Annotated in this window: 22 protein-coding genes and 1 pseudogene; 16 read left to right on the top strand and 7 right to left on the bottom strand. The window is 60.9% G+C overall.

The window, feature by feature from the left end; all coding sequences use genetic code 11:
- Positions 1-182 precede the first annotated feature (182 nt).
- Positions 183-590, top strand: a complete 408-nt coding sequence (locus HKK57_RS04885; RefSeq protein ID WP_029295532.1) for an HPF/RaiA family ribosome-associated protein — start codon at positions 183-185, stop codon at positions 588-590.
- A 106-nt stretch (positions 591-696) separates the two neighbouring features.
- On the opposite strand, the gene fecA is transcribed toward HKK57_RS04885, so the two are convergent.
- The 3 genes from fecA to HKK57_RS04870 all read right to left on the bottom strand — a co-directional run bounded on the left by fecA (position 697) and on the right by HKK57_RS04870 (position 4,562).
- Complete coding sequence (fecA, locus tag HKK57_RS04880; RefSeq protein WP_029295529.1) at positions 697-3,042, bottom strand: TonB-dependent Fe(3+) dicitrate receptor FecA; 2,346 nt, start codon at positions 3,040-3,042, stop codon at positions 697-699.
- A gap of 90 nt (positions 3,043-3,132) precedes the next feature.
- Positions 3,133-4,077, bottom strand: coding sequence for a FecR domain-containing protein (locus HKK57_RS04875; protein WP_029295527.1), 945 nt, complete (start codon positions 4,075-4,077; stop codon positions 3,133-3,135).
- A complete protein-coding gene (locus HKK57_RS04870; RefSeq protein ID WP_070996845.1) occupies positions 4,074-4,562 on the bottom strand; it encodes a sigma-70 family RNA polymerase sigma factor in 489 nt (162 codons plus the stop codon). Before HKK57_RS04870 ends, HKK57_RS04875 begins: the two co-directional genes overlap by 4 nt.
- 415 nt (positions 4,563-4,977) lie before the next feature.
- Here HKK57_RS04870 and HKK57_RS04865 point away from each other — a divergent pair, with 415 nt between their 5' ends.
- The 8 genes from HKK57_RS04865 (at position 4,978) to dacB (ending at position 13,147) form a co-directional block, all read left to right on the top strand.
- Positions 4,978-5,280, top strand: a complete 303-nt coding sequence (locus HKK57_RS04865; protein WP_169389855.1) for a DUF3649 domain-containing protein — start codon at positions 4,978-4,980, stop codon at positions 5,278-5,280.
- Positions 5,277-6,851: a PepSY-associated TM helix domain-containing protein gene (locus HKK57_RS04860; RefSeq protein ID WP_169389854.1), complete on the top strand. Its 1,575-nt coding sequence runs from the start codon at positions 5,277-5,279 to the stop codon at positions 6,849-6,851. Before HKK57_RS04865 ends, HKK57_RS04860 begins: the two co-directional genes overlap by 4 nt.
- On the top strand, positions 6,851-7,177 hold the full coding sequence (locus HKK57_RS04855; protein ID WP_169389853.1) for a DUF3325 domain-containing protein: 327 nt from the start codon (positions 6,851-6,853) through the stop codon (positions 7,175-7,177). Before HKK57_RS04860 ends, HKK57_RS04855 begins: the two co-directional genes overlap by 1 nt.
- A 9-nt stretch (positions 7,178-7,186) precedes the next feature.
- Positions 7,187-7,762, top strand: a complete 576-nt coding sequence (locus tag HKK57_RS04850) for an RNA polymerase sigma factor (RefSeq protein ID WP_029295516.1) — start codon at positions 7,187-7,189, stop codon at positions 7,760-7,762.
- Positions 7,759-8,736, top strand: a complete 978-nt coding sequence (locus HKK57_RS04845) for a FecR family protein (RefSeq protein WP_169389852.1) — start codon at positions 7,759-7,761, stop codon at positions 8,734-8,736. Before HKK57_RS04850 ends, HKK57_RS04845 begins: the two co-directional genes overlap by 4 nt.
- 182 nt (positions 8,737-8,918) lie before the next feature.
- Positions 8,919-9,068: a type B 50S ribosomal protein L36 gene (gene ykgO / locus HKK57_RS04840; protein ID WP_020297337.1), complete on the top strand. Its 150-nt coding sequence runs from the start codon at positions 8,919-8,921 to the stop codon at positions 9,066-9,068.
- 110 nt (positions 9,069-9,178) lie between these two features.
- On the top strand, positions 9,179-11,608 hold the full coding sequence (locus HKK57_RS04835) for a TonB-dependent siderophore receptor (protein WP_029295507.1): 2,430 nt from the start codon (positions 9,179-9,181) through the stop codon (positions 11,606-11,608).
- A gap of 69 nt (positions 11,609-11,677) precedes the next feature.
- Positions 11,678-13,147, top strand: a complete 1,470-nt coding sequence (gene dacB, locus HKK57_RS04830; RefSeq protein ID WP_169389851.1) for a D-alanyl-D-alanine carboxypeptidase/D-alanyl-D-alanine endopeptidase — start codon at positions 11,678-11,680, stop codon at positions 13,145-13,147.
- A gap of 62 nt (positions 13,148-13,209) precedes the next feature.
- On the opposite strand, the gene HKK57_RS04825 is transcribed toward dacB, so the two are convergent.
- Positions 13,210-14,094, bottom strand: a complete 885-nt coding sequence (locus HKK57_RS04825; protein ID WP_169389850.1) for a helix-turn-helix domain-containing protein — start codon at positions 14,092-14,094, stop codon at positions 13,210-13,212.
- A 136-nt stretch (positions 14,095-14,230) separates the two neighbouring features.
- Here HKK57_RS04825 and HKK57_RS04820 point away from each other — a divergent pair, with 136 nt between their 5' ends.
- Positions 14,231-15,142, top strand: a complete 912-nt coding sequence (locus HKK57_RS04820; RefSeq protein ID WP_169389849.1) for a DMT family transporter — start codon at positions 14,231-14,233, stop codon at positions 15,140-15,142.
- Positions 15,143-15,182: 40 nt separating this feature from the next.
- On the opposite strand, the gene norR is transcribed toward HKK57_RS04820, so the two are convergent.
- Positions 15,183-16,724 (bottom strand): nitric oxide reductase transcriptional regulator NorR, encoded by a 1,542-nt coding sequence (norR, locus tag HKK57_RS04815; protein ID WP_169389848.1) that lies wholly within the window; start codon positions 16,722-16,724, stop codon positions 15,183-15,185.
- 155 nt (positions 16,725-16,879) lie between these two features.
- Between norR and hmpA the strand changes: the two genes are divergently transcribed.
- Positions 16,880-18,061 carry an NO-inducible flavohemoprotein gene (gene hmpA, locus HKK57_RS04810; RefSeq protein WP_029300203.1) on the top strand — a complete coding sequence of 394 codons (1,182 nt, stop codon included), beginning with the start codon at positions 16,880-16,882 and terminating at the stop codon, positions 18,059-18,061.
- A gap of 239 nt (positions 18,062-18,300) precedes the next feature.
- On the top strand, positions 18,301-18,807 hold the full coding sequence (locus HKK57_RS04805) for a disulfide bond formation protein B (RefSeq protein ID WP_029300206.1): 507 nt from the start codon (positions 18,301-18,303) through the stop codon (positions 18,805-18,807).
- A gap of 167 nt (positions 18,808-18,974) precedes the next feature.
- Here the strand turns inward: HKK57_RS04805 and HKK57_RS04800 are convergent, their stop codons facing one another.
- Both HKK57_RS04800 and HKK57_RS27200 read right to left on the bottom strand, forming a co-directional pair.
- Entirely contained in the window at positions 18,975-19,262 is a 288-nt protein-coding gene (locus tag HKK57_RS04800; RefSeq protein ID WP_169389847.1) for a hypothetical protein, read from the bottom strand.
- Positions 19,263-19,360: 98 nt separating this feature from the next.
- A pseudogene (locus tag HKK57_RS27200) lies at positions 19,361-19,575 on the bottom strand (hypothetical protein).
- A gap of 27 nt (positions 19,576-19,602) precedes the next feature.
- Here HKK57_RS27200 and cyoA point away from each other — a divergent pair.
- Genes cyoA through cyoD form a run of 4 tightly spaced genes read left to right on the top strand, consistent with a single transcriptional unit; the run spans position 19,603 to position 23,525 of the window.
- Positions 19,603-20,541, top strand: a complete 939-nt coding sequence (gene cyoA / locus HKK57_RS04795) for a ubiquinol oxidase subunit II (protein ID WP_029300208.1) — start codon at positions 19,603-19,605, stop codon at positions 20,539-20,541.
- A gap of 3 nt (positions 20,542-20,544) precedes the next feature.
- On the top strand, positions 20,545-22,563 hold the full coding sequence (gene cyoB / locus HKK57_RS04790; protein WP_029300211.1) for a cytochrome o ubiquinol oxidase subunit I: 2,019 nt from the start codon (positions 20,545-20,547) through the stop codon (positions 22,561-22,563).
- A 3-nt stretch (positions 22,564-22,566) separates the two neighbouring features.
- Positions 22,567-23,190, top strand: a complete 624-nt coding sequence (cyoC, locus tag HKK57_RS04785) for a cytochrome o ubiquinol oxidase subunit III (RefSeq protein WP_029300213.1) — start codon at positions 22,567-22,569, stop codon at positions 23,188-23,190.
- A complete protein-coding gene (cyoD, locus tag HKK57_RS04780; RefSeq protein ID WP_029300215.1) occupies positions 23,190-23,525 on the top strand; it encodes a cytochrome o ubiquinol oxidase subunit IV in 336 nt (111 codons plus the stop codon). The genes cyoC and cyoD overlap by 1 nt, the downstream gene beginning before the upstream one ends.
- Position 23,526: the final 1 nt, after the last annotated feature.

Genomic DNA, 23,526 nt, shown 5'->3' with positions numbered 1-23,526 from the left:
CTCCCGACCATAACAGCGCTTTGGGCGGTTGTCAGACTTAATTTGTAATGTAGGATTTATCTTTGCGTAGGGGTTGAATTGTTCTCTCAGGTGCTCAATTGTGTAATCAAGAGGTCATGGTTTCACCGCATCGGTGTTGCAGTTGTGATCTCTGGCGAGCTAGCTGAAATAAGGGAAACACTATGCAAATCCTAGTCAACAGCGATAACCATATTGAAAGCAGCATCCGACTGGAGGAGTGGGTACGTACTACGATTGAGAGCACGCTCGAACGTTATGAAGAAGACTTGACCCGCATCGAAGTCTTTTTGAAGGATGAGAACGGCGACAAGCCGGGCCCCCACGATTTAAGTTGCCGCCTGGAAGCGCGGCCAAAGGGTCATCAACCGATTTCGGTTATCCATAAAGCCGACACCCTGGAACAAGCGATCGACGGGGCGGCCACCAAACTGGATAACGCGCTGGAACATCTGTTCGGCAGGCTGCAAGGCAAGCCGCGTGCAGAGAAAAGCACGCCAAACAACCAAGTCGATGAAGCCGGGCTTGAAGAGGAATTCCTGGAAAACGAACAGGCTGCGCTTAACAGCTGATTGCTGAGTGTTTTTCAACCCCATACAAAACGGGCCTGCAGATGCAGGCCCGTTTTTTTGTGTCTGATGAACGCTTCACTGTGGGAGCGAGCCGGTAGTCCGGCCGTCAGAATGCGACCGACGTCTGTACGTACACCGTGCGCGGTTCGCCCACGTATTTGCCCTTGTTGTTGTCGTCAAACGAGCGGGTGTAGTACTGGGTGTTGAAGATGTTCTTCACCCCCACCGCCACATTCAAGTCCGACAATTGCGGGCCGAAGTCATAGGCCGCGCGGCTGCTGAACAGCATGTAGCCAGGAATGCGCCCGGTGCTGCCGTCCACGCTTTCAGCCCGGGTGTTGGCGTTGTCGGCGAATTGGCTGCTCTGGTAGGTGCTGTCCAGGTTCAACTTCCATGCACCTTCGGTGTAGCCCACGCCCAGGGTGCCTTTGTGCTTGGACGAAAACGGCACGCGGTTGCCTTTGTTCGGGCCGTCTTCACGGATGGTTGCATCGACGTAGGCGTAGCTGGCGTACACATCAAAACCGGCCAGCGCCGGGCTCAAGCCATCGAGAGCATAATTGAGGCTGGACTCGATGCCCTGGTGCCGGGTTTCGCCCCGGGCGATCACCGAGTCGTTGGTCTGGTTGCTTTCATACTGGTTGTCGAAGTTGATCAGGAACGCACCGATTTCCGCGCGCAGCGCGCCGTTGTCGTAGCGGGTGCCGACTTCCCAGGTGCGGGCCTTTTCCGGCTTGACCGCGCCGCTGCTCACACGGTTGGGCATCTGGCTGTACTGCACGCTGCCGAAGGAGCCTTCGGTGTTGGCGTACAGGTTCCAGTCGTCGGTCAGGTGATAGAGCACGTTCAACGCCGGCAAGGCGGTGTTGTAGTCGCCCTTGTATTTGACGTTGGTCAGGTTGTTGGTCTGTTGCGACTTGATCATCTCGTAGCGGATGCCAGGGGTTATGGTCCACTTGCCGATATCGATCCGGTCGTCGATAAAGAATGCATTGGCTTCGGTGCCACCCCGGGTGTCACGGTCGTTGCGGCTGTCGGTGTTGGGCAGTTGCTGGTTGGCCGCAATCGGCGTGCGGTAGCGCAATTCATGCCCGGCTTCGTTGATGTAGCGGTAGCCCACACCGACTTCGTGGCTGGTCGGGCCGAGGTCGAAGCCTTGGGCCAGGCGCGTTTCCAGGCCGCGTACCCAATACTCGCGCGGTGACAGCGAAAGGAAGCTGCCCTGGTCCAGATAACCGCTGCGCAAGGTCTTGGTAAAGAAGCTGTTGACGGTGAATTCCCGGCGATCTTCCTGGTAGCGGTAGCCGACGTTAAACATCGTACGGCGGCCCCAGAATTTGTCGTAGGGGCGGGTGGACTGATACGGGTCGGCCTTGTAGGCCGCAGTGCTCAAGCCACCGGGCATATCGGCCTGACCTTCGTAGTACTGGGCCATGGCATTGAAGCTGTTGGCTTCGTCCAGTTGGTAGTTGCCCTTGAGGATCAGGTCGTCGATTTGTGTGTCGCTGTGTTCGCGCCAGTCACCGCCGCGGGTGCCGGAATACAGGATCGCGCCGCCCAGGCCGTTGTCGGCAGTGCCGCCCGCCAGCAGATTGCCGGTGGTCTTGAAGCCATCATGGCTGGAGGATGGGCTGGTCTCGGTCTGCAGGCCACCCTTGACCGTCGGTGCATCCGGAATCGCCCGGGTCACGAAGTTGACTACGCCGCCGACGTTTTGCGGCCCGTAACGCACGGCGCCACCGCCGCGCACCACGTCTACTGCATCCATGTTGCCCATGCTGACCGGCGCGAACGACAGTTGCGGTTGGCCATACGGGGCGAAGGGCACCGGAATCCCGTCCATCAATACCGTCGAGCGTGACGCCAGGCGCGGATTGAGCCCGCGAATACCGAAGTTCAGCGCCATGTCGTGGCTGCCGGTGCCGTTGTTTTCTGGAGCGTTGACCCCGGGAATGCGGTTGAGCACGTCCCTGGCCTGGGTTGCGCCCTGGCGCTCGAACTCTTCGCGACGGATCACATCACGGGCGCCGGGGTGTTCGAAGACGTTGGTTTGCGCGGCATCGCCCAGCCAGTCGCCCACGACATTGGACGTGCCCAGCTCCAGGGTGGCCGGTGCGTTCAGCGGTTGCAGGCTGTAGGCGTTGTTACCCTCGGCGCGGGCTTGCAGGCCGGTGCCCTTGAGCAATGCGTTCAAACCTTGCTCGGTGGTGTAGTTGCCTGTCAGGCCCTGGCTTTGTACGCCGGCGGTCACTTCCGAGCCAAAGGAAATCAGCACGCCGGCTTCACGGCCAAACTGATTCAGCGCGGCCTCCAGGGACGTCGGGGCGATCTGATAAGGCTTGGCCTCGGCCGCCATGGCGTAGGGCAGGGCGCTGAAACTGAGGCTCGCGCCCAGCAGCAAGTGGCGCAGCGTGCGGGTAAGTGGCGTCAGGCGAGTCGGTTGCTGGGGCATGAAGAACGTTCCTCAGAGGTGGGAAACTGGGTGGCTTTCCCTCTCTGTCACGCGAGGTACGGAAAACGGCTCACGGTTGCCGAAAATAATTTAAACGCGGGCTTCGACGCTGACCCAGTAACGGGTAAAACGTCGCACTTTGACCGGCAGGCTGATTTGCAGCAGGTCGAGGATGCGTTCGCTGTCGTCCAACGGGTAGCTGCCGGAGATCAGCAAGTTCGCCACCTGTGGATCACACTGCAATTGGCCGCGGCGATATCGGCTCAGTTCCTCGAGGAAATCTGCCAGGCGCATGTGCGACGCCACCAGCATGCCGTCGGCCCATGCACCCGTGTTGGCATCGGTGGGGCGCGGCATATCCCAGCCTTTGCGGGTGAGGTTGGCCAGGTGGGATTTTTCCAGGGTCAGGGGCAGGCCGCTGTAGGACTTGGGTGACATTTGCACCTGGCCGTCCAGCACCGCGACCTGGGTGTGATCGTTGAACTGGCGCACATTCACCTGCGCCGCCTGGGTGGTGACGATGCCCTGGCTAGTGATGATCTGCAGTGGGGTGTTGGCGCGCAGCAATATCTCGCCTTCGAGCAGGCGGATCAGCCGTTGTGGGCCATCGAATTGCACATCCACCGCACTCGCGGTATTGAGTTGCAGTTGGCTGCCATCGGCCAGCTGTACCTTGCGCCGCTGGCCGAGGGGGCTGCGGTAGTCGGCGGTCAATGGCGGGATCAAGTGCTGCTGGCGCAAGCCCCAGGTCGCTGCCGAACCGGCGCCCAGAATCAACAACAGCTTCAGGGCCTGGCGCCGGCTACTCGATTGCGGTGCGTTCAACGCCGCATGGGCCAGGGGCGAGGGCATCCCGCGCAAGCGCTGGTTGACCCGCTGTATATGCTCCCACGCCCGTTGATGTTCGCTGTGGGCATCCAGCCAATGCTGCCAGTTTGCCTGTTGGCGCGGGTTGAGCGGGCCTTGCTGCATTTGCATCAGCCACTGCACCGCCTGCTCGGCGACTTGGGTCGAGAAGTTCGCGGTGGGGTTCATAGGGCGAAATAGCAGCGCATGGCGGCTTTATTCAGATGACGTTTGACGGTGGCGATGGAGATCCCCAGTTCGGCAGCGATTTGCCCGTAGGTCAGGCCATCGAGTTGGGCCAGCAGGAAAGCGCGCTTGACCAGCACTGGCAAACCGTCGAGCAACTGGTCCAGCTCCATCAGGGTTTGCAGGATGATCGCCCGCTCTTCTTCCGACGGCGCAACGAACTCGGGCATTTGCGCCAGGGCATCGAGGTAGGCGCGTTCCAGGTCCTGGCGGCGGTAGTGGTTGAACAGCACGCGCTTGGCGATGGTGGTGAGGAAGGCGCGGGGCTCGATCAGCGTCGGTGTCTCGCGGGCGGTCAACACCCGGATAAACGTATCCTGGGCCAGGTCTGCGGCACTTTGCGGGCAGCCGAGCTTGCGTCGCAACCAGCCGGTCAGCCAGTGGTGATGGTCGTGATACAGGACTTCGACGGTATTGGACGGCCGCAACGCGAACACTCCGGCAGCATCTGCATGCTTTAGGTAACGAGAATTGTTCGCATTGTAGGCGGCGAGATGGCATTCAGCAATCGGCAGAAGACCGATAGCCGCTTTTATAGCCGCCAGTCACCTGTGGGAGCTGGCTTGCCTGCGATAGCGCTGTGTCAGTCACCTATGCGTTAACTGACCCACCGCCATCGCAGGCAAGCCAGCTCCCACATTTGTCTTGTGGCGTGTCCAATACTCCCTGCCTCGCCGAGATCCCCTGTGTGGGCTTGCCCGCGAAGGCGGTGGTTCAGCCACCTGTATATCCACTGACCCACCGCCATCGCAGCCAAAGTACATTTGATGTTCGTCGTTCTCTTTTGCTTATGAGAATATTTATCATTAAACTCCCGCCCCTGATAAACCAGGCGCCACAGGCATGAAAAGCAAAGCCTCACTTCCTCTTTCCTATCGCCTCGGTGTGACGTCGCGCCTGCTGGCGGCTGTCGTCGGCGGCTATGTGTTGGCATCCCTGGCCAGCGTGTGCCTGAGCTTCTGGCTGCCACTCTCGCGCGCCGATGCGGTGGTCAGTGGCATGCTCAGTTCCTTTGTGTTCTACCTGCTGGCGGTGATCTGGTGCTTTGCCTGCCGCAGTGCGGCCCGTGCGTGGTTTGGCGTGCTGGTGCCGTGCGCGATATTCGCCACCCTGGCTGGCCTGGCCTATTGGATGGGGCGCCCATGAAAGAGGGTTTCCGTCAGGCAATGGCCTGGTTGCACACCTGGGTCGGGTTGATTTTCGGCTGGTTGCTGTTCGCGATTTTCCTCACCGGCACCCTGTCTTACTTCAAGGGCGAAATCACCCATTGGATGCAGCCGGAAGTACCCGCCCATGCCGTGGACGATGCGCGCAGCGTGGCCGTGGCGCAGCGCTACCTGGAACAGCACGCACCCACGGCGGCCCGTTGGTTTATCGGCTTGCCCGATAGCCGCGACCCCGGTTTATCGGTGATGTGGCAAGACAAGATCGACCCTGGCCGGCGCGGCAATTTCATCGAGAAAATGCTCGACCCGGTCTCCGGCGAACAGCTCCAGGCCCGGGAAACCATGGGTGGCGAGTTCTTCTACCGGTTCCACTTCCAGTTGCAGATGCCCCATCCGTGGGGTCGCTGGTTGTCGACTATCGCCGCGATGGTGATGTTTGTGGCGCTGATCACCGGGATCATCACCCACAAGAAAATCTTCAAGGACTTCTTCACCTTCCGTCCGCGCAAGGGCCAGCGCTCCTGGCTCGATGGGCACAATGCGGTCGGCGTGCTGGTGTTGCCGTTCCACCTGATGATCACCTACAGCAGCCTGGTGATTTTCATGACCATGGTCATGCCCGCCAGCATCATCGCGTCCTATGACGGCGACACCCGCGCCTTCTTCAATGAATTGTTCCCCGCCACCGACAACGCGCCGGCCCTCGGCCAGCCGGGCAAACTGCTGCCGTTGGCGCCGCTGGTGGAACAGGCGCGGGCGCAGTGGGACGGTGGTCATGTGGGGCGGCTGGCGGTGAACAACCCTGGCGATGTGAATGCCTCGGTCAATGTCTCCCGCGCCGGCTCTGACCGGGTGGTGCATGATTTCGGCAGTACCGTGTCGTTTAATGGCAACACTGGCCAGCTGCTACGGGTCAGTGCCGAGCAGTCGCTGCCGATGGCGATTGGGGGCAGCTTCTATGGCCTGCACATGGGGCATTTCGCCGGCCCGGTGCTGCGGTGGCTGTACTTTATCTGCGGCCTGGCGGGCACGGCGATGATTGGCACCGGCCTGGTGATCTGGCTGGGCAAGCGGCAGCTCAAGCACGCAAAAACCGGGGTGATGCCGTTTGAATTGCGCCTGGTTGAAGTGCTGAACCTGGCCAGTATGTCCGGGCTGCTCATCGCCATTGCTGTGTTTTTCTGGGCCAATCGCCTGCTGCCTGCGACCTTCGCCGAGCGTTCGGACTGGGAAGTGCAGAGCTTCTTTATCGCCTGGGGCCTGACCTTGCTCCATGCCATGCTGCGCCGTGGCCGCCGCGCCTGGATCGAGCAACTGGGCCTGGGCGCCGTGCTGTTCATGGCCGTGCCGCTGCTCAATGCGCTGACCACTTCCGAGCACCTGGGCGTGTCGCTGGCCAAGGGTGATTGGGCCATGGCCGGCTTTGACCTGACGTGCCTGGGCAGCGGCCTGTTCCTGGCCTGGGCTGCCTGGAAAATGCAGCACCGCAGCGCCGAGCAGCCCCGGGCCGAGCGTGCCCGCCCACTGACCCTCAAAGGCGAGGTGCACTGATGTTGCTGGCCTTGTTGCTGTGCTACGCAGGCTTTGTTGCGCTGTGCCTGTCCCTGGATCGTCACCACGGCGAGTTGCTGCACAGCAAACCTTCGCCACGGCGGCGCCTGGGGTTGCGTGCGGGCGGATGGCTGCTGTTGGCGCTGTCGATCTGGCCGGCGGTGCACATGGCCGGCTGGAGTCGGGGCCTGGTGGACTGGTGCGCGGTGCTGATGCTCAGCGGGCTGTTGCTGGTGTTGCTGTTGCCGTATCGGCCAAGGCTGGCCTTGATCCTCGCGGGCGTCGGCCTGCTGGCCAGCCCCGTTGCGGCATTCGCGACCCTCTGAGCCCTGTCGATGATCAGCACACCGCCCGAACCCCAGGATCACCCCCACGCAGAATCGTCGGGCGGGCGTGCACATTTCCTGCAGGTATTTTTGTCTCAGCGCTCACAGATGGAGGCGTTGGTCAGCCGCCGCGTAGGCTGCCGGGCGACGGCCGCGGACCTGGTGCAGGACTTGTTCCTGCGCTTCTGGCGCCGGCCCCTGGTGCAGGTCGAAGAACTCAGCACCTACCTGCTGCGCTGCGCCGGCAATATCGCCATCGACCACTTGCGCAGCGAAGGCGCGCGGGTGCGCGGCAATGAAGGCTGGTTGCCGGAACATCAGGATCATCACGGCTCCGAGCCCCAGGCCGCGCTGGAAGCGGGCAACGATCTGCGCCATGTGGAAGCGGCGCTGCGCAGTTTGCCGGAGCGTACGCGGCAGATCTTTTTGCTCAACCGCATCCACGGGCGCAAATACGCAGAAATCGCCAAGGCCATGGGCCTGTCCCAAAGTGCCGTGGAAAAACATATGATGCGCGCCCTCGAAGCCTGCAAAGCCAGCCTTCGTGAACCCCCACCACCACGCTCGCCAGGGAAAGCACCGTGAACGTCACCCCGACGCCCGCCCAGGAACAGGCCGCCCTGGCCTGGCTCAGCCTGCTGCACGATGCGCCGAGCAGTGGCGACCAGGCCACGTTCAGCCGCTGGCTGCGCGCCGACCCGGCCCATGTCGAGGCGTATGCCCAGGCCCAGGTGTTGTGGGAGTTGAGCGAAGTGCCGGCGAGCACCCTGGCCGACGAAGATGCCTTGGCTTTGCAGCGTTACCTTAAGGCGATGGATGGCGCGAAACCCGCCCGTGTGCGCCGCTGGTCTGCGGCACTGGCGATGGCGGCTTGCCTGGTGTTGATGGTGTCGATGGGCGCCGGTTGGCAGCCGCAGCGCTGGGCCGACGACCTGGGCGCCGATTACGTCAGCGCGCCGGGTGAAGTCAAAACCGTGACCCTGGCCGATCACAGCCAAATCACCCTGGATGCCGACAGCGCGATTGCCGTGGATTTCAGCCAGGGCGAGCGGCATATCCAACTGCGTCGTGGCGCCGGTTTTTTCAATGTCGCCCACACAGGGCAAGCCTTTGTGGTGCACGCCGACAGCGGCGAAGTGCGGGTGCTGGGCACGCAGTTTGAAGTGCGCCTGCAACCGGCGGGCGCCCAGGTAACGGTGTTGTCGGGGCGGGTAGGGGTGACGCCGTCTGCCCAGGGTACTCAGCAGATTCTGACGGCCGGCCAGCAAGTGACCTACGTCGAGGGTGTGGCTGATGAGCGGCATGCCGTGGACAGTGAATCACGCCTGGGGTGGCGCGACGGCTGGCTCAACTACTACAAGGCCCCATTGGCCGATGTGGTCAAGGACCTTGGCCGTTACTACCCCGGCCGCATCCTGCTGCTCAATGAAGAACTCGGCGCCCGCCGGGTCAGCGGCAGCTTCCCGAGCAAGGACCCCGAGGCGGTGCTCAAGGCATTGCAAGCAGTGCTGGGTTTTGAGCAGCACAATGTGCTGGGCCGGCTGATCGTCGTTCGCTAAAAACTATCCACACCCCTGTAGGAGCCGGCCGGCGATGGCGTCGTCAAGAGCAGCGTAGGTCTTGGGGGCCTCATCGCTGGCAAGCCAGTTCCTACAGAGAATGGGTGGGTGAGAGAGAGTTGATAACTGTTCTTATTTGTATTTATGATATGTTATTACATTAAAGCGAAGGAGCCTCCCCCATGAAAGTCCTGTCCTCACTCAAAGAAGCCAAAAACCGTCACCGCGACTGCCAGATCGTCAAGCGCCGTGGGCGGATCTATGTGATCTGCAAATCCAACCCACGCTTCAAGGCCCGCCAGGGTGGGGCAAAAAACAAGAATAAAGGCTGAGGGTGAAATTATTTTCAATTTCACCTGAGGTAAAACCCCACGCCATCCGTGTAGTGCTTGAAACTGCGATCAATTCGCATTAACGGCGTTTTCTACACGGGTTCTCAAGCATGAAGTCCAGGGCAAAGTCGGCGGCAGGCGGTTCGGTTAAACAGTGGCTGGGAGCCTCCCTTCTGGCCGCTTCAGGTCTGGCGGTATTGCCGCTGAGCCTGGCGCAGGCGGCGGATGCGCAACAGCAAAGCACGGTCTTCAACTTTGCACTCCAGGCCAAACCGTTGCCCCAGGCACTGAGCGATTTCAGTCGCGTGACCGGCATCAGCGTGGTCTACACCGACGAAGCGCCCTACACCCTCAATGCCCCGGCTGTCACTGGGCAGATGAGTGCGGCCCAGGCCCTGCAGCGCCTGCTGGGCAGTTCCGGCTTGACCTTCCGCCAGATCGACGCGCGCACCCTGGCCCTGGAGCCGCTGCCTACCGAAGGCGCGGTCAACCTCGGCGCCACGACCATCAGCGGCGTGAACCCGCAGCAAGCCACCAGCTACCAGCCACCGCCCACCAGTTCGGTGATGCGCTCCCAGGGCTTGCTGCTGGAAACCCCGCAAACCGTGAACATCGTGCCGGCCCAGGTGATGCGCGACCAGGTGCCGCGCAACCTCGACGATGCATTGACCAACATCAGCGGCGTCACCCAAGCCAACACCTTGGGCAGCACCCAGGATGCGGTGATGCTGCGTGGCTTTGGTGATAACCGCAATGGCTCGGTCATGCGCGACGGCATGCCGGTGGTGCAGGGGCGGGCGTTGAACGAAACCGCCGAGCGCGTCGAAGTGCTCAAGGGCCCGGCGTCGTTGCTGTATGGCATCCAGGACCCGGGCGGTGTGATCAATATCGTCAGCAAGAAACCCGAGCTGACCCAATCCACCGCTCTTACTGTGCGCGGCTCGAGCTATGGCAGCGGCAAGAACGGCAGCGGCGGCAACCTCGATACCACCGGCCCCATCGGCGACAGCGGCCTGGCTTACCGCTTGATCGTCGATCATCAGGATGAAGACTACTGGCGCAACTTTGGCACCTACCGCGAAAGCCTGATCGCACCGTCCCTGGCCTGGTACGGCGACAACACCAAAGTGTTGCTGGCCTACGAGCACCGCGAATTCCTCTCGCCGTTCGACCGTGGCACAGCCATCGACCCGAATACCAACCACCCACTGAACATCCCCGCCACGCGCCGCCTGGACGAGTCGTTCAACAATATGGAAGGCCGCTCCGACCTGTATCGCTTCGAGGTTGACCACGACCTGAATGACGACTGGAAGGCCCATTTCGGCTACAGCTGGAACCGCGAAACCTACGACGCCAGCCAAGTGCGCGTGACCAAGGTCAACCCCAATGGCACCCTGAACCGCAATATGGACGGCACCCAGGGCGCGCTGACCACCGACCGCTTCACCACCGTCAGCCTCGAAGGCAAAGTGGATGTGGCCGGCATGCGCCATGACCTGGTGTTCGGCCTGGATGACGAGTACCGCAAAATCTACCGCGCCGACCTGATCCGCCAGGCCAGCCGCAGTGTGTTCAATTACAACGACCCGGTGTATGGCCGCGAAGTGGCGGGCACCACGGTCAGCGCGCCGGACAGTAACCAGACCGATCTGCTGCGCAGCGACTCGGTGTTTTTCCAGGATGCCATCCACCTCACCGACCAGTGGATCCTGGTCGGTGGCGCCCGCTTCCAGGAGTACGACCAGTACGCCGGCAAAGGCCGGCCGTTCACCGCCAACACCGACAGCAACGGCCAGAAGTGGGTGCCCCGCGCCGGTCTGGTGTACCGCTATACCGATGCGCTGTCGTTCTACGGCAGCTACACCGAATCGTTCAAACCCAACTCCACCATCGCGCCGTTGGACAACAAGATGGTGATCGACGGCAGCATCGCCCCGGAAGAATCCAAGTCGTGGGAACTGGGGGCCAAGCTCGATATGCCGGGGCGTATTACCGCCAACGTGGCGTTGTTTGATATCCACAAGCGCAACGTGCTGGTGTCGATCACCGAGGGCGCGACCTCGATCTACAGCGTCGCCGGCAAGGTACGTTCCCGTGGTCTGGAAATGGACCTGAGCGGGCAATTGACCGAGCAGTGGAGCCTGATCGGCAGCTACGCCTACACCGATGCCGAAGTCACCGAAGACCCGACCTACAAAGGCAAGGGCCTGCAAAACGTGGCGAAGAATTCCGGCTCTGTTTCAGCCGTGTACGACTTCGGCACTATCGTCGGCGGCGATCAACTGCGCGTCGGTGCCGGTGCGCGTTATGTCGGTGAGCGTGCCGGCGATGCCCTCAACAGCTTCGACCTGCCGGGCTACACCGTGGCGGATGCGTTTGCCACCTATGACACCAAGGTCGACGGGCAGAAGGTCAAGTTCCAGCTCAACGTAAAGAACCTGTTTGACCGTACTTACTACACCTCGGCCGTCAGCCGTCTGTTTGTGTCCATGGGCGATGCGCGCCAGGTGACGTTGTCCAGCACCCTGGAGTTCTGATCATTGGCGATGACGCTGGCGGCGTGAGCTGCTAGCGTTGCGCTCTTTGATGATTGCCGGGACGGTTTGATGCAGTTGGGACGATGGATACACGCCAGTGCCATGCTGGTGGGCTTGAGCCTGTTGTTGGGTGGCTGTGCCACGTCTTCGAAAACCAGCGAGCAGGCACTGGACCAATTGCTGACCGATCCGGCCCTGGCCGGTGCCAGCGTTTCCTTGATGGTGCGCGATGCCCGCAGCGGCAACACGCTGTACCAGCACAACCCACGCACGCGGCTGGTGCCGGCGTCCAGCATGAAGCTGCTGACCACGGCGGCGGCCATGGATGTGCTGGGCCCGCAGTATCGGTTTTCTACGCAGTTGCTGAGTAATGGCAGCCAACAAGGCACACGCCTGATGGGCAATCTGTACCTGCGCGGCCTGGGTGACCCGACGATCCAGTGGGCCGATTACCAGGCGCTGGCGGCGAGCCTGGCCGGGCAGGGCATCCAGCAGATCCAGGGCGATTTGGTGTTCGATGACACTTGGTTCGACGCCGAGCGCCTGGGCGTGGATTGGGCCCATGACGACGAAGACAAGTATTACGGCGCGCAGATTTCCGCGCTGACGGTGTCACCCAATGCCGATTTTGATGCGGGCACCTTGATCGTCACGGCCAAGGCGCCTATGGCGGTCGGCCAACCGCTGAGCGTCACCCTCAGCCCACCTACCGATTATGTGCAACTGAGCAATCTGGCCGTCAGTGGCCCAGGCAACAGCTATGGGCTCAATCGCCAGCATGGCAGCAACCTGCTGCGCCTCAGTGGCACCCTCAAGCCGGGAACGCAGAGCCGCCAGTGGGTCAGCGTGTGGGAGCCGACGCAACTGGTGGCCAATCTGTTTTCCCAGGCCCTGGTGGAGCAGGGGATCAGCGTGCAGGGCCGGCGGGTGATCGGGGGTGTGAGCCCGGCGAACGCCACTGTGCTGGCGACACACCAGTCGGCGCCGTTGCAGGAACTGATCAGGCCGCTGCTCAAGCTGTCCAACAACAGCATGGCCGAAGCACTGCTCAAGGCCATGGGGCGACAACAGGCGAATGCCGGGACAGCGGCGGCGGGTGTGGCAGCGGTTGCGGATTTTCTGCGCCGCCAAGGCCTGGACCCGGCAGCGCTGAACCAAGTGGATGGCTCCGGTTTGTCGCGACGTAACCTGGTGTCGGCACAGAACTTCACCGACCTGCTGCTGGCCATGGGTAAGCAGCCGTGGTTCAACGCCTGGTACGACGCGCTGCCGATCGCCGGCAACCCGGATCGCCTGAGCGGCGGCAGCCTGCGTTACCGCCTGCGCGGGACCGCGGCACAAGGCAACCTGCAGGCCAAGACGGGTTCGATGGGTGGGGTGTCTTCGTTGACGGGCTACATCACCGATGCGAGTGGGCGGCGGTTGGTGTTTTCGATGCTGACCAATAACTACGTGGTGGAGGGTAGCCGGATCAAGGCTGTGGAAGACCGTGTGGCGACAGTCCTTTGTAGGAGCGAGCTTGCTCGCGAAGGTCGTTAACGCTAACGCGGGGCACCTGACTGCCCGCATCGCCCTCAGGTTTTTCGCGAGCAAGCTCGCTCCTACAGGGGGCGGGGTTGGAACGCCTGCCGGTATTCACCTGGTGTCGCGCCCATCGCCTGGCGAAACCGGTTGGTAAAGTGGCTGGCACTGGAAAACCCGCACGCCAGGGCAATCTCCCCCAATGGCAGTGATCCGCCGCGCAACATGGCCTGGGCCCGCACCAGGCGGCGGGCCAGCACATATTGGTGAGGCGGCAGGCCGAAACTGCTGCGAAACATCCGCGCAAAGTGGTACTCCGACAACGCACACAACCCCGCCAATTGCCCCAGGCTGAGCGGCTCGGCCAGTTGCTGTTCGATGTATTCCACCAACTGCCGGCGTTGGTGCGCGGCCAATCCACCCTTGAGCCGCAAACCTTCGCGCAGGCCGACCTGGCTGAGCAGGGTGTGGCTGAGCATTTCATGGGCCAGGCTGCTGGTCAGCAGGCGTTCGGCGGGCTCCTGCCAGTTCAGGCCGATCAACCGGTGAAAACGCCCGGCCTGCTGCGGGTCTTCCAGGAACGTGCTTTCGCGCAGTTGCAGCGCCCGGGGTTCGCGGTCCAGCAGGGTGACGCAACCCAGGGCAAATTGCTCCGGGCTGAAATACACATGGGCCAGGCGGATTTCGCCGTTGATCACCCAGGCCGACTGATGCTCGGCGGGCAAGATGCACAATTTGTCGGGGCCGCCCTTGGTGCCGGGCTGGCCACGGCGAAATGTCTCAGTGCCACCGCCCACGTAGCAGGACAGGGTGTGATGGCTGGGGGCCTCGTAGTCCTGGGCGTCGTGGTGGTTGCTCCACAAAGCCGCAGACAAGCCGTCACCCAGCTCGGCACTCAGCTCAAGACGAGCGTTGGGCGAGCTGTTCAGGGCTTTGAAGACTTGTAGGTTTTCCAGTGCAGACATGGGGTTCTCTCCGACGCCTTGCATCCTACTCCCGGCGGCTGGCGCTGTGATCCCTCGGCCCGACAAAAGCGCAAGAATCTGCAAGTGCCTGGCAGCCAGTCGGGGTGAAACTGTGGCTCAACCACCGGAGTGCGCCATGAACCTATCCCTGTACTTACTGACCGTGCTGATCTGGGGCACCACCTGGATCGCCCTCAAATGGCAACTGGGTGTGGTGGAGATTGCGGCATCCATCGTCTATCGCTTCGGCCTGGCGGCACTGGTGCTGTTTGTGTTGCTGCTGCTCAGTCACAAATTGCAGGTGATGAACCGGCGTGGGCACCTGATCTGCCTGGCCCAGGGCTTGTGCCTGTTTTGCGTGAACTTCATGTGCTTCCTTACCGCCAGCCAATGGATCCCCAGTGGCCTGGTGGCCGTGGTGTTCTCCACCGCGACGCTATGGAATGCGTTGAATGCCCGAGTGTTCTTCGGCCAGAAAGTCGCACGTAACGTGTTGCTGGGCGGCGGCCTCGGGTTGCTCGGCCTGGGGTTGTTGTTCTGGCCGGAACTGGTCGGGCATACCGCCAGCCCCGAGACGCTGCTGGGCTTGGGCCTGGCGTTGCTGGGGACGATGTGTTTCTCGGCGGGCAACATCCTGTCGAGCCTGCAACAGAAAGCCGGGCTCAAGCCGTTGACCACCAACGCCTGGGGCATGGCTTACGGCGCATCGATGCTGGCGTTGTACTGCGTGATCCAGGGCATTCCTTTTGAAATGGAATGGAACACTCGCTACATCGGCTCGTTGCTGTACCTGGTGATCCCCGGCTCGGTGATCGGCTTTACCGCCTACCTGACCCTGGTCGGCCGCATGGGCCCGGAGCGTGCGGCCTATTGCACGGTGTTGTTCCCGGTGGTGGCGCTGAACGTCTCGGCGCTGCTCGAAGGCTACCAGTGGACCGCCCCGGCGCTGGGCGGGCTGGTGCTGGTGATGCTGGGGAATGTGTTGGTGTTTCGTAAGCCCCGAGCGATTACGCCTGTGAGTCCGCTTTGGGAATCGAAGCAAATCTGATGTGGGAGCAGGCAAGCCAGCTCCCACAGTTTGATCGGGGTTACTTGAGGCCCAGGCGTTTGGCCATGCGCCCCAGGTTGGCGCGGTCCAGCCCCAGTTCGCGGGCGGCGCTGGCCCAGTTGTGCTGATGGCGTTCCAGGCAGGCGCTGATGACTTGCCTTTGGTAGTGCTCGGTGGCCTGGCGCAAGTCACCGGTCATCACGGCTAGCTCGGCCTGTTCCTCAATCAGCGGCGCCGCTTCACTCGGCAAGTCCAGGTCCTTGGCGCTGAGGCTGAGGATCTTCGGCCGCTCCCGGTGGTTACCCAAGGCTTTCAGCGCGCTGCGGCCAATCAAGTGTTCCAGCTCTCGCACATTCCCGGGCCAGCCATAAGCCAGCAACGCCGCCTGGGCATCGCTGGTCAGGCGCAGGCTGCCCAGGCCCATGCGCGAGCGGTTCTGTTCCAGGAAGAAACCGGCCAGCAGCAACACGTCACGCCCGCGTTCACGCAAGGCCGGAACTTGCAGCGGGTACACGCTCAAGCGGTGATAGAAGTCGGCGCGGTAACGGCCGTTGCGCACTTCTTCGGCCAAGTCACGGTTGGTGGCGGCGATCAGGCGCACGTCCACTTGATGCTCCTTATCCGAACCCAGTCGCTGCAACTGCCCGCTTTGCAACACCCGCAACAGCTTGGCCTGGACCGTCAGCGACAACTCACCCACTTCATCAAGGAACAAGGTGCCGCCATTGGCCAGCTCGAACTTGCCCCGCCGTTCGTTCAGCGCCCCGGTGAACGCGCCGCGAACGTGGCCAAACAGCTCACTTTCCACCAGGGTCTCTGGCAGCGCTGCGCAATTGAGGCTGATCAGCGGTTTCTCTGAACGGGGCGAGGCTGCGTGAATGGCCTGGGCCACCAGCTCCTTGCCGACCCCGGTCTCGCCGGTGATCAACACGGTCAAATCACTGCCGCCCACCAGCTTGATTTCTTCCACCAGGCGTTTGTGGGTCTTGCTCTGGCCGATCATTTCCTTGTGCTGCTGGCCGCTGGCCTGGCGATAGATTTCTGCACGCTGGTGTTCGTCCTCGGCGCGCAAGGCCAGGTGTTCCATGCGTTCGGCGACATTGACCGTGGCGGCGGCGAGGCTGGCAAACGCCTGCAAGGCGTCCAGTTCCACACGTTCGAAGCGTTCGGTGTCGAGGGCATCCAGGGTCAGCAGGCCCCAGGGATGGTCGTCGACAAACAGCGGGCAGCCCATGCAGTCGTGGACTTCCAGGTGCCCGTGCAGGCCATCGACCAGGCCGTCGTAGGGGTCGGGCAATTCGCTGTCGCTATCAAAGCGGGTTGGGCCGGGGCTGCTCAGCAGCACGGCAAAGCGCGGATGTTCGCTGATCTTGAAGCGTCGCCCCAGGGTGTCAGGGCTCAAGCCGTCCACCGCCAGGGGCTCCAGCCATTCGCCGTCCAGGCGCAGCAGTGCGGCGGCATCGCAGGGCAGCAGGGTGCGCATGGCTTGCAGCAGGCGTCGGTAGCGCTCGCCTTCCGGCAGTTCGCGGGAAAGGTCGGCAACCAGTGGCAGCAGGGTGGTGAGCAGGGAGTGTGCAGTCATAATGACTCCTTGTAGTCCTAATGACTATAAGTTGTGGGAAGTCATATTGACTACTTTTAATTTAAACTGTTGATAATTAACGGATTATTTGTTGGCACGAATACTGAGTATCCCAAGGTAATCATTCAGAAGCCCAAAGGCTCAGGAGTCTCCCCATGCTTAGCGTTCAAGACCGTGCCATCGTCAAATCTACTGTGCCGCTGCTCGAAAGCGGTGGTGAAGCCCTGATCACCCACTTCTACCGCATGATGTTGTCCGAGTACCCCGAAGTGCGCCCGCTGTTCAACCAGGCCCACCAGGCCAGCGGCGACCAGCCTCGCGCCTTGGCCAACGGTGTGCTGATGTACGCCCGGCACATCGACCAGTTGGATCAGTTGGGCGACCTCGTGGCCAAGATCATCAACAAGCACGTGGCCCTGCAAATCCTGCCGGAGCATTACCCGATTGTCGGCAACTGCCTGCTGCGGGCGATTTCCGAGGTGCTGGGTGATGAAATCGCCACCCCTGAAGTGATGAGTGCATGGGGCGCAGCCTACGGGCAACTGGCCGATATCCTGATCGGCGCAGAGAGTGCCATCTACGACGAAAAAGCCCAGGCCGTTGGCGGCTGGCGCGGGGCGCGCCCGTTTTTGCTGGTCAAGCGCGTGGAGGAGAGCAGTGAAATCATCTCCTTGTACTTTGCCCCGGTGGACAACGGCCCGATCCTCGCCGCCGAGCCCGGCCAGTACATCGGCCTGAAGCTGATCCTCGACGGCGAAGAAGTGCGCCGCAACTATTCATTGTCGGCGCGTACCGACGCGGGCCTATACCGCATCAGCGTCAAGCGCGAAGCGGGCGGGCGCGTGTCCAATTACCTGCATGACCAGATGCACGTGGGGGCGAGCATCGACCTGTTCCCGCCGTCGGGGGAGTTCACGCTGGTGGACAGCGACAAACCCCTGGTGCTGATCAGCGGCGGTGTGGGCATCACGCCAACCCTGCCGATGCTGGAAGCGGCGTTGGCGACCGAGCGCCCGGTGCACTTCATCCACTGCGCGCGCAATGGTGGCGTGCATGCGTTTCGCGACTGGGTCGATGCCCTGGCCGCGCGTCACCCGCAACTGCAGCGTTTCTACTGCTACGCCGAAGACGACGGCATCAGCCCGGCGGCGGACAAGCTGGGGATGTTGACCCAGGAGCAACTGGCGGCGTGGTTGCCTGAGGAGCGTGATGTGGATGCCTACTTCCTTGGGCCCAAAGGGTTTATGAGTGCGATCAAGCGTCACCTCAAGGCTTTGGGTGTGCCTGAAAAGCAGAGTCGGTATGAGTTCTTCGGGCCGGCGGCGGCGCTGGAATAAGCGGCCGCTCTTTAAACCGCGTTGGCTTCATCGCAGGCAAGCCAGCTCCCACATTTGAATGTATTCACAGATCAAATTGTGGAAGCTGGCTTGCCTGCGATGGCGTCCGAAAGCCCCCACATTAATGTGTCGTTAACCCGCCTGCGCCTAAGATGCCGACGCCTACTGCTAAATTTTCACTTCCTGTGTGTAAACTTGCGGCCATTGGCACACCCATCATTAGGCAAAGGGAAACGGGGATGATTGACGAAATGCGGTTGGGGCGTGAGCGGCGCTTTTTGGTGTTGCTGGGGATCATCTGCCTGGCGCTGATCGGTGGCGCGCTTTATATGCAGATAGTGCTGGGTGAAGCGCCATGCCCACTGTGCATCCTGCAGCGCTATGCCTTGCTGCTGATTGCGCTCTTTTCCTTTATTGGCGCGGCAATGCGTACCCAGCGCAGTGTCACGATCTTTGAAGTACTGGTGGTACTCAGCGCCCTGGGCGGTGTCGCTGCCGCCGGGCACCATGTGTATACCCAGTTCTATCCGGCCATCAGTTGCGGTGTCGATGTACTGCAGCCGATTGTCGATGACCTGCCCCTGGCGAAGATCTTCCCCCTGGGCTTCCAGGTCGATGGTTTCTGCAGCACGCCGTATCCGCCGGTACTGGGCTTGTCCCTGGCCCAGTGGGCGCTGGTGGCGTTCGTGTTGACGGTGATCCTGGTGCCGCTGGGCATTTACCGCAATCGCAAGCACAGCGCTTAAATCGTCCTACAAAACGCCCCGGTCCTGCTGATGCAGGCCGGGGCGTTTTTGTGTGTGGGCATTTTGTGAACGGACCGTGACGCTGGACAAGATTGGCGGTGCGCGAAGTGCGACACGTTGTCACAGTGAAGGTGCCGCAGGAGGTTTCCTACCCCTGGGTTTGCCGGTTAATCCAGCCTCGGGCAGTTGCTTTTACCTGTCACTTTCTGCTTGGAGCCGAGCCGCGAACGGCGTGCGTTGCAGAACTTGCGGTGATCTACGAATGCCTTGTTTTTAGAGGGCTTGCCTGGGGTTTGGCGACCCGGGAAGGACCCCTTGGGTGCGACACAATGGGCAATAACACGGCATTTTTTGTGGTTTTTGTTGAGAATCAAACGCGATACGATCCCGAACCTTTGCAACAATGGCGCAGGATTATTGCTGGAATCGATAAAAATTATTTCTTTATAAGTCATGGTTTATACATCGCTAGCTAACTACAATCGCCCGCACTGAGTGTCCGGTGCTGCTCAACCCTGAGCAAATAGGGCGGTCGAGAGGCGAAAACATTGCTTCATGCGACCCCAGGTGCCGGCAGCCTTTCAACTATCCGCACCAAATGGAATTGGTCTGTAACAAGGCCTTTGACCAACGAAATCGAATAAGAATTCACCGCCAGACCTGGACGTGTCGATCACCGCATGAAGCGCCGGGCAGGCCCTTATTCAATCGAAGAGAAATGCCAACCCTTGGCAGGGTGAAGTGTTGGCGATCAAAACCCAACTGCATTGCGCAAGCTGCTTTAGAGGTCGTGAGATGAGTAAAAACAGGTACACCCGATTACTAGGCATAGTGCCGCTTTTCGGCATGTTATTGCTGGGAGGCTGCAACTGGACGCTGCTCGACCCTGTGGGTCAGGTCGGCGTGGAGCAACGTAACCTGATCATCACCGCTACGCTGCTGATGTTGTTGGTCGTGGTGCCGGTGATCGTGATGACCTTCGCGTTCGCCTGGAAATACCGCGCGTCCAACACCAAGGCCACCTACGCGCCGAAGTGGTCGCACTCCACCAAGATCGAGATCGCGGTGTGGCTGGTACCTGTACTCATCATCATCGCCCTGGGTTACATCACCTATAAGTCGACCCACGAGCTGGACCCTTACCGTCCGCTGGAATCCGACGTGCCGCCAATCACTATCGAAGTGGTCGCGCTGGACTGGAAGTGGCTGTTCATCTATCCCGAGCAAGGGATCGCCACCGTCAACAAGATCGTGTTCCCGGCCAACACCCCGATCAACTTCAAAGTGACCTCGGATGCGGTGATGAACTCGTTCTTCATCCCGGGCCTGGGTGGCCAGATCTACGCGATGGCGGGCATGCAGACCAAGCTGCACCTGATTGCCAACCAGAACGCCGAGCTCGACGGTATCTCCGCCAACTACAGTGGCGCGGGCTTTACCGGCATGAAATTCAAAGCAATCGCCACCACTCAGGAAGACTTCAACGCCTGGGTACAAGAAGCCAAGAGCTCACCAAAACAGCTTGAAAAAGCTGAATACGAAGCCCTTGCCAAGCCAAGCCAGAACAACCCTGTAGAGCTGTACTCCTCGTACACGCCGGACCTGTTTCAGAAAATCATCGATAAGTATGAAGGGATGAAGCCAGGCAAGCCGGTCAAGCACGAGAAGAAAGAAGTGGCTGCTGTGGAAGGGACGGACGCAAATTCGCATTCAGCTGCCGGGGCAGAGGAGTAAACGATGTTTGGTAAATTAAGTTGGGAAGCGGTCCCATTCCACGAGCCGATCGTGATGGTGACCATCGCCATGATCGCGCTGGGTGGTCTGGCGCTGTTTGCGGCAATCACCTACTTCAAGAAGTGGACCTACCTGTGGACCGAGTGGCTGACGTCGGTCGACCACAAGAAAATCGGCGTGATGTACATCATCGTCGCCATGGTCATGCTGCTGCGCGGTTTTGCCGACGCCATCATGATGCGGACCCAGTTGGCCATGGCCACCGAAGGTTCGCCTGGCTACCTGCCGCCTGAACACTATGACCAGATCTTCACCGCCCACGGTGTGATCATGATCATCTTCATGGCGATGCCTTTCTTCACCGGTCTGATGAACCTGGCAGTGCCGCTGCAGATCGGTGCGCGTGACGTTGCGTTCCCGTTCCTCAACTCCCTGAGCTTCTGGCTGCTGGTTTCCGGCGTCGTGCTGATCAACCTGTCCCTGGGCGTCGGCGAATTCGCCAAGACCGGTTGGGTTGCCTATCCGCCGTTGTCGGGGCTGCAATACAGTCCGGGCGTGGGGATGGATTACTACATCTGGGCGCTACAGTTATCCGGGTTGGGTACGACGCTAACGGGGGTCAACTTCCTGGCCACCGTGCTGAAAATGCGTACCCCAGGCATGAAACTGATGGACATGCCGATCTTCACCTGGACCTGCACCTGGGCCAACGTCCTGATCGTGGCTTCGTTCCCGATCCTGACCGCTACCCTGGCACTGCTGACGCTTGACCGTTACATGGATTTCCACATTTTCACCAATGAACTTGGTGGCAATCCAATGATGTACGTGAACCTGTTCTGGGCATGGGGTCACCCTGAGGTGTACATCCTGATCCTGCCAGCGTTCGGTATCTTCTCCGAAGTGATCTCGACCTTTACCGGCAAGCGCCTGTTCGGTCACCACTCGATGGTCTACGCCTCCGGCGCGATCTCGGTGCTGGGCTTCATGGTTTGGCTGCACCACTTCTTCACCATGGGTTCGGGGGCCAGCGTCAACGCCTTCTTCGGCCTGGCGACGATGCTGATTTCGATCCCGACGGGGGTGAAGCTATTCAACTGGCTGTTCACCATCTACCACGGCCGCCTGCGCTTCACCAGCCAGGTTCTGTGGACCCTGGGCTTCATGGTGACCTTCGCCATCGGCGGCATGACTGGCGTACTGCTGGCCATCCCGGGTGCTGACTTCGTACTGCACAACAGCCTGTTCGTGATCGCTCACTTCCACAACGTGATCATCGGCGGCGCGGTATTCGGCTACATCGCTGGTTTCAGCTTCTACTTCCCGAAAGCGTTCGGCTTCAAGCTGCACGAAGGCTGGGGCAAGGCTGCATTCTGGTTCTGGATCACCGGCTTCTTCGTCGCGTTCATGCCGCTCTATGCACTGGGCTTCATGGGCATGACCCGTCGTCTGAACGCCACTACCAACCCTGAGTGGGTGCCGTACCTGTACGTCGCCATGTTCGGTGCGGTGATGATCGCTGTCGGTATCGCCTGCCAGTTGATCCAGCTGTACGTGAGTATCCGTGACCGCAAGCAAAACGCCTGCGACTCCGGCGATCCATGGAATGCACACACCCTGGAATGGTCGACCTCGTCGCCACCACCGTTCTACAACTTCGCCGTGCTGCCTAAGGCCGAGACCATCGACCCGTTCACCGAAGCCAAGGAAAACGGTACGGCGTACCAGCGTCCTGTGCGCTACTCGCCGATCCACATGCCGAACAACACCGCCACTGGCGTGGTGATGGGCGCGCTGTTGACGGTCTTCGGTTTCGCGATGATCTGGCACATCTGGTGGCTGGCTATCGCAAGCCTGGCTGGCACCGTGATCTATTTCGTGATCCACGCGGCTCGTGATGATCAAGGCTACATGGTGCCGGTCGACGTGATCGAGCGCATCGAAGCCGAGCAGCACGCTCGCCTGGTAGCCGAGAAGAAGATTCCGGCCAACCGTGTTGAAACCTCGTTGGAACAGGCTTAAACCATGTCGAACTTAGTGACCAATGCTGGACACGCCCATGTCGATGACCATGGGCACGATGACCACCACGACGCGGGCGAGATGACCGTATACGGTTTCTGGCTCTACCTGATGACCGACTGCATCCTGTTTGCATCGATCTTCGCGGTATACGCGGTACTGGTAAACAACGTAGCGGGTGGCCCGTCGGGCCACGACATCTTCGAACTGAACTACGTACTGGGCGAAACCGCCTTGCTGCTGTTCAGTTCGATCACCTACGGCTTCGCCATGTTGGCGTTCTTCCGTGGCAACAAGGCAGGCGTGCTCAAGTGGCTGGGCCTGACCTTCCTGCTCGGCCTTGGCTTTATCGCCATGGAGATCAACGAGTTCCACCTGCTGATCTCCGAAGGCTACGGCCCTAGCCGTTCCGGCTTCCTGTCGGCGTTCTTCACCCTGGTCGGTACCCACGGTCTGCACGTAACCGCTGGTCTGATCTGGATGGCGATCATGATGTACCAGGTCAACAAGCATGGCCTGACGTCGACCAACAAGACGCGCCTGAGCTGCCTGAGCCTGTTCTGGCACTTCCTGGACGTGGTCTGGATCTGCGTCTTCACCGTTGTCTACTTGATGGGGACTCTGTAATGGCTAATGCACACTCCCATGACAGCCATGATGCGAGCCACGGCAGCGTAAAGTCTTACGCTATCGGCTTCATCCTGTCGGTGATCCTGACGATCATCCCGTTCGGCCTGGTGATGTACCCGACCCTGCCGAAGGCCACCACATTGGCTATCGTGCTGTTGTTCGCGGTGATCCAGGTGGTTGTCCACCTGTATTACTTCCTGCACCTGGATCGCTCCCAGGCCCAGCGCAATAACGTGATTGCGTTTGTGTTCACGGCCATTGTGATCCTGCTGCTGGTTGGCCTGTCGTTGTGGATCATGTTCAGCATCCACACCTACATGATGGCGAAGTGAG

The organism is Pseudomonas sp. ADAK21 (genome assembly GCF_012935735.1).
In the GTDB taxonomy this organism is placed as follows: domain Bacteria; phylum Pseudomonadota; class Gammaproteobacteria; order Pseudomonadales; family Pseudomonadaceae; genus Aquipseudomonas; species Aquipseudomonas proteolytica.
Note: the sequence above shows the minus strand (reverse complement) of the source record. Positions and strands in the feature narration are given on the sequence as shown.

Bases quoted from the DNA above. Each gene is read 5' to 3' on its own strand.
- HKK57_RS04835 (WP_029295507.1), top strand. From the start codon at position 9,179: ATGAAGTCCAGGGCAAAGTCGGCGGCAGGCGGTTCGGTTAAACAGTGG.
- HKK57_RS04860 (WP_169389854.1), top strand. From the start codon at position 5,277: ATGAAAGAGGGTTTCCGTCAGGCAATGGCCTGGTTGCACACCTGGGTC.
- fecA (WP_029295529.1), bottom strand. From the start codon at position 3,042: ATGCCCCAGCAACCGACTCGCCTGACGCCACTTACCCGCACGCTGCGC.
- HKK57_RS04875 (WP_029295527.1), bottom strand. From the start codon at position 4,077: ATGAACCCCACCGCGAACTTCTCGACCCAAGTCGCCGAGCAGGCGGTG.
- HKK57_RS04855 (WP_169389853.1), top strand. From the start codon at position 6,851: ATGTTGCTGGCCTTGTTGCTGTGCTACGCAGGCTTTGTTGCGCTGTGC.
- dacB (WP_169389851.1), top strand. From the start codon at position 11,678: ATGCAGTTGGGACGATGGATACACGCCAGTGCCATGCTGGTGGGCTTG.
- cyoA (WP_029300208.1), top strand. From the start codon at position 19,603: ATGAGTAAAAACAGGTACACCCGATTACTAGGCATAGTGCCGCTTTTC.
- HKK57_RS04865 (WP_169389855.1), top strand. From the start codon at position 4,978: ATGAAAAGCAAAGCCTCACTTCCTCTTTCCTATCGCCTCGGTGTGACG.
- cyoD (WP_029300215.1), top strand. From the start codon at position 23,190: ATGGCTAATGCACACTCCCATGACAGCCATGATGCGAGCCACGGCAGC.
- hmpA (WP_029300203.1), top strand. From the start codon at position 16,880: ATGCTTAGCGTTCAAGACCGTGCCATCGTCAAATCTACTGTGCCGCTG.
- ykgO (WP_020297337.1), top strand. From the start codon at position 8,919: ATGAAAGTCCTGTCCTCACTCAAAGAAGCCAAAAACCGTCACCGCGAC.
- HKK57_RS04825 (WP_169389850.1), bottom strand. From the start codon at position 14,094: ATGTCTGCACTGGAAAACCTACAAGTCTTCAAAGCCCTGAACAGCTCG.
- HKK57_RS04885 (WP_029295532.1), top strand. From the start codon at position 183: ATGCAAATCCTAGTCAACAGCGATAACCATATTGAAAGCAGCATCCGA.
- HKK57_RS04805 (WP_029300206.1), top strand. From the start codon at position 18,301: ATGATTGACGAAATGCGGTTGGGGCGTGAGCGGCGCTTTTTGGTGTTG.
- HKK57_RS04820 (WP_169389849.1), top strand. From the start codon at position 14,231: ATGAACCTATCCCTGTACTTACTGACCGTGCTGATCTGGGGCACCACC.
- cyoB (WP_029300211.1), top strand. From the start codon at position 20,545: ATGTTTGGTAAATTAAGTTGGGAAGCGGTCCCATTCCACGAGCCGATC.
- cyoC (WP_029300213.1), top strand. From the start codon at position 22,567: ATGTCGAACTTAGTGACCAATGCTGGACACGCCCATGTCGATGACCAT.
- HKK57_RS04800 (WP_169389847.1), bottom strand. From the start codon at position 19,262: ATGACTTATAAAGAAATAATTTTTATCGATTCCAGCAATAATCCTGCG.
- HKK57_RS04850 (WP_029295516.1), top strand. From the start codon at position 7,187: ATGATCAGCACACCGCCCGAACCCCAGGATCACCCCCACGCAGAATCG.
- norR (WP_169389848.1), bottom strand. From the start codon at position 16,724: ATGACTGCACACTCCCTGCTCACCACCCTGCTGCCACTGGTTGCCGAC.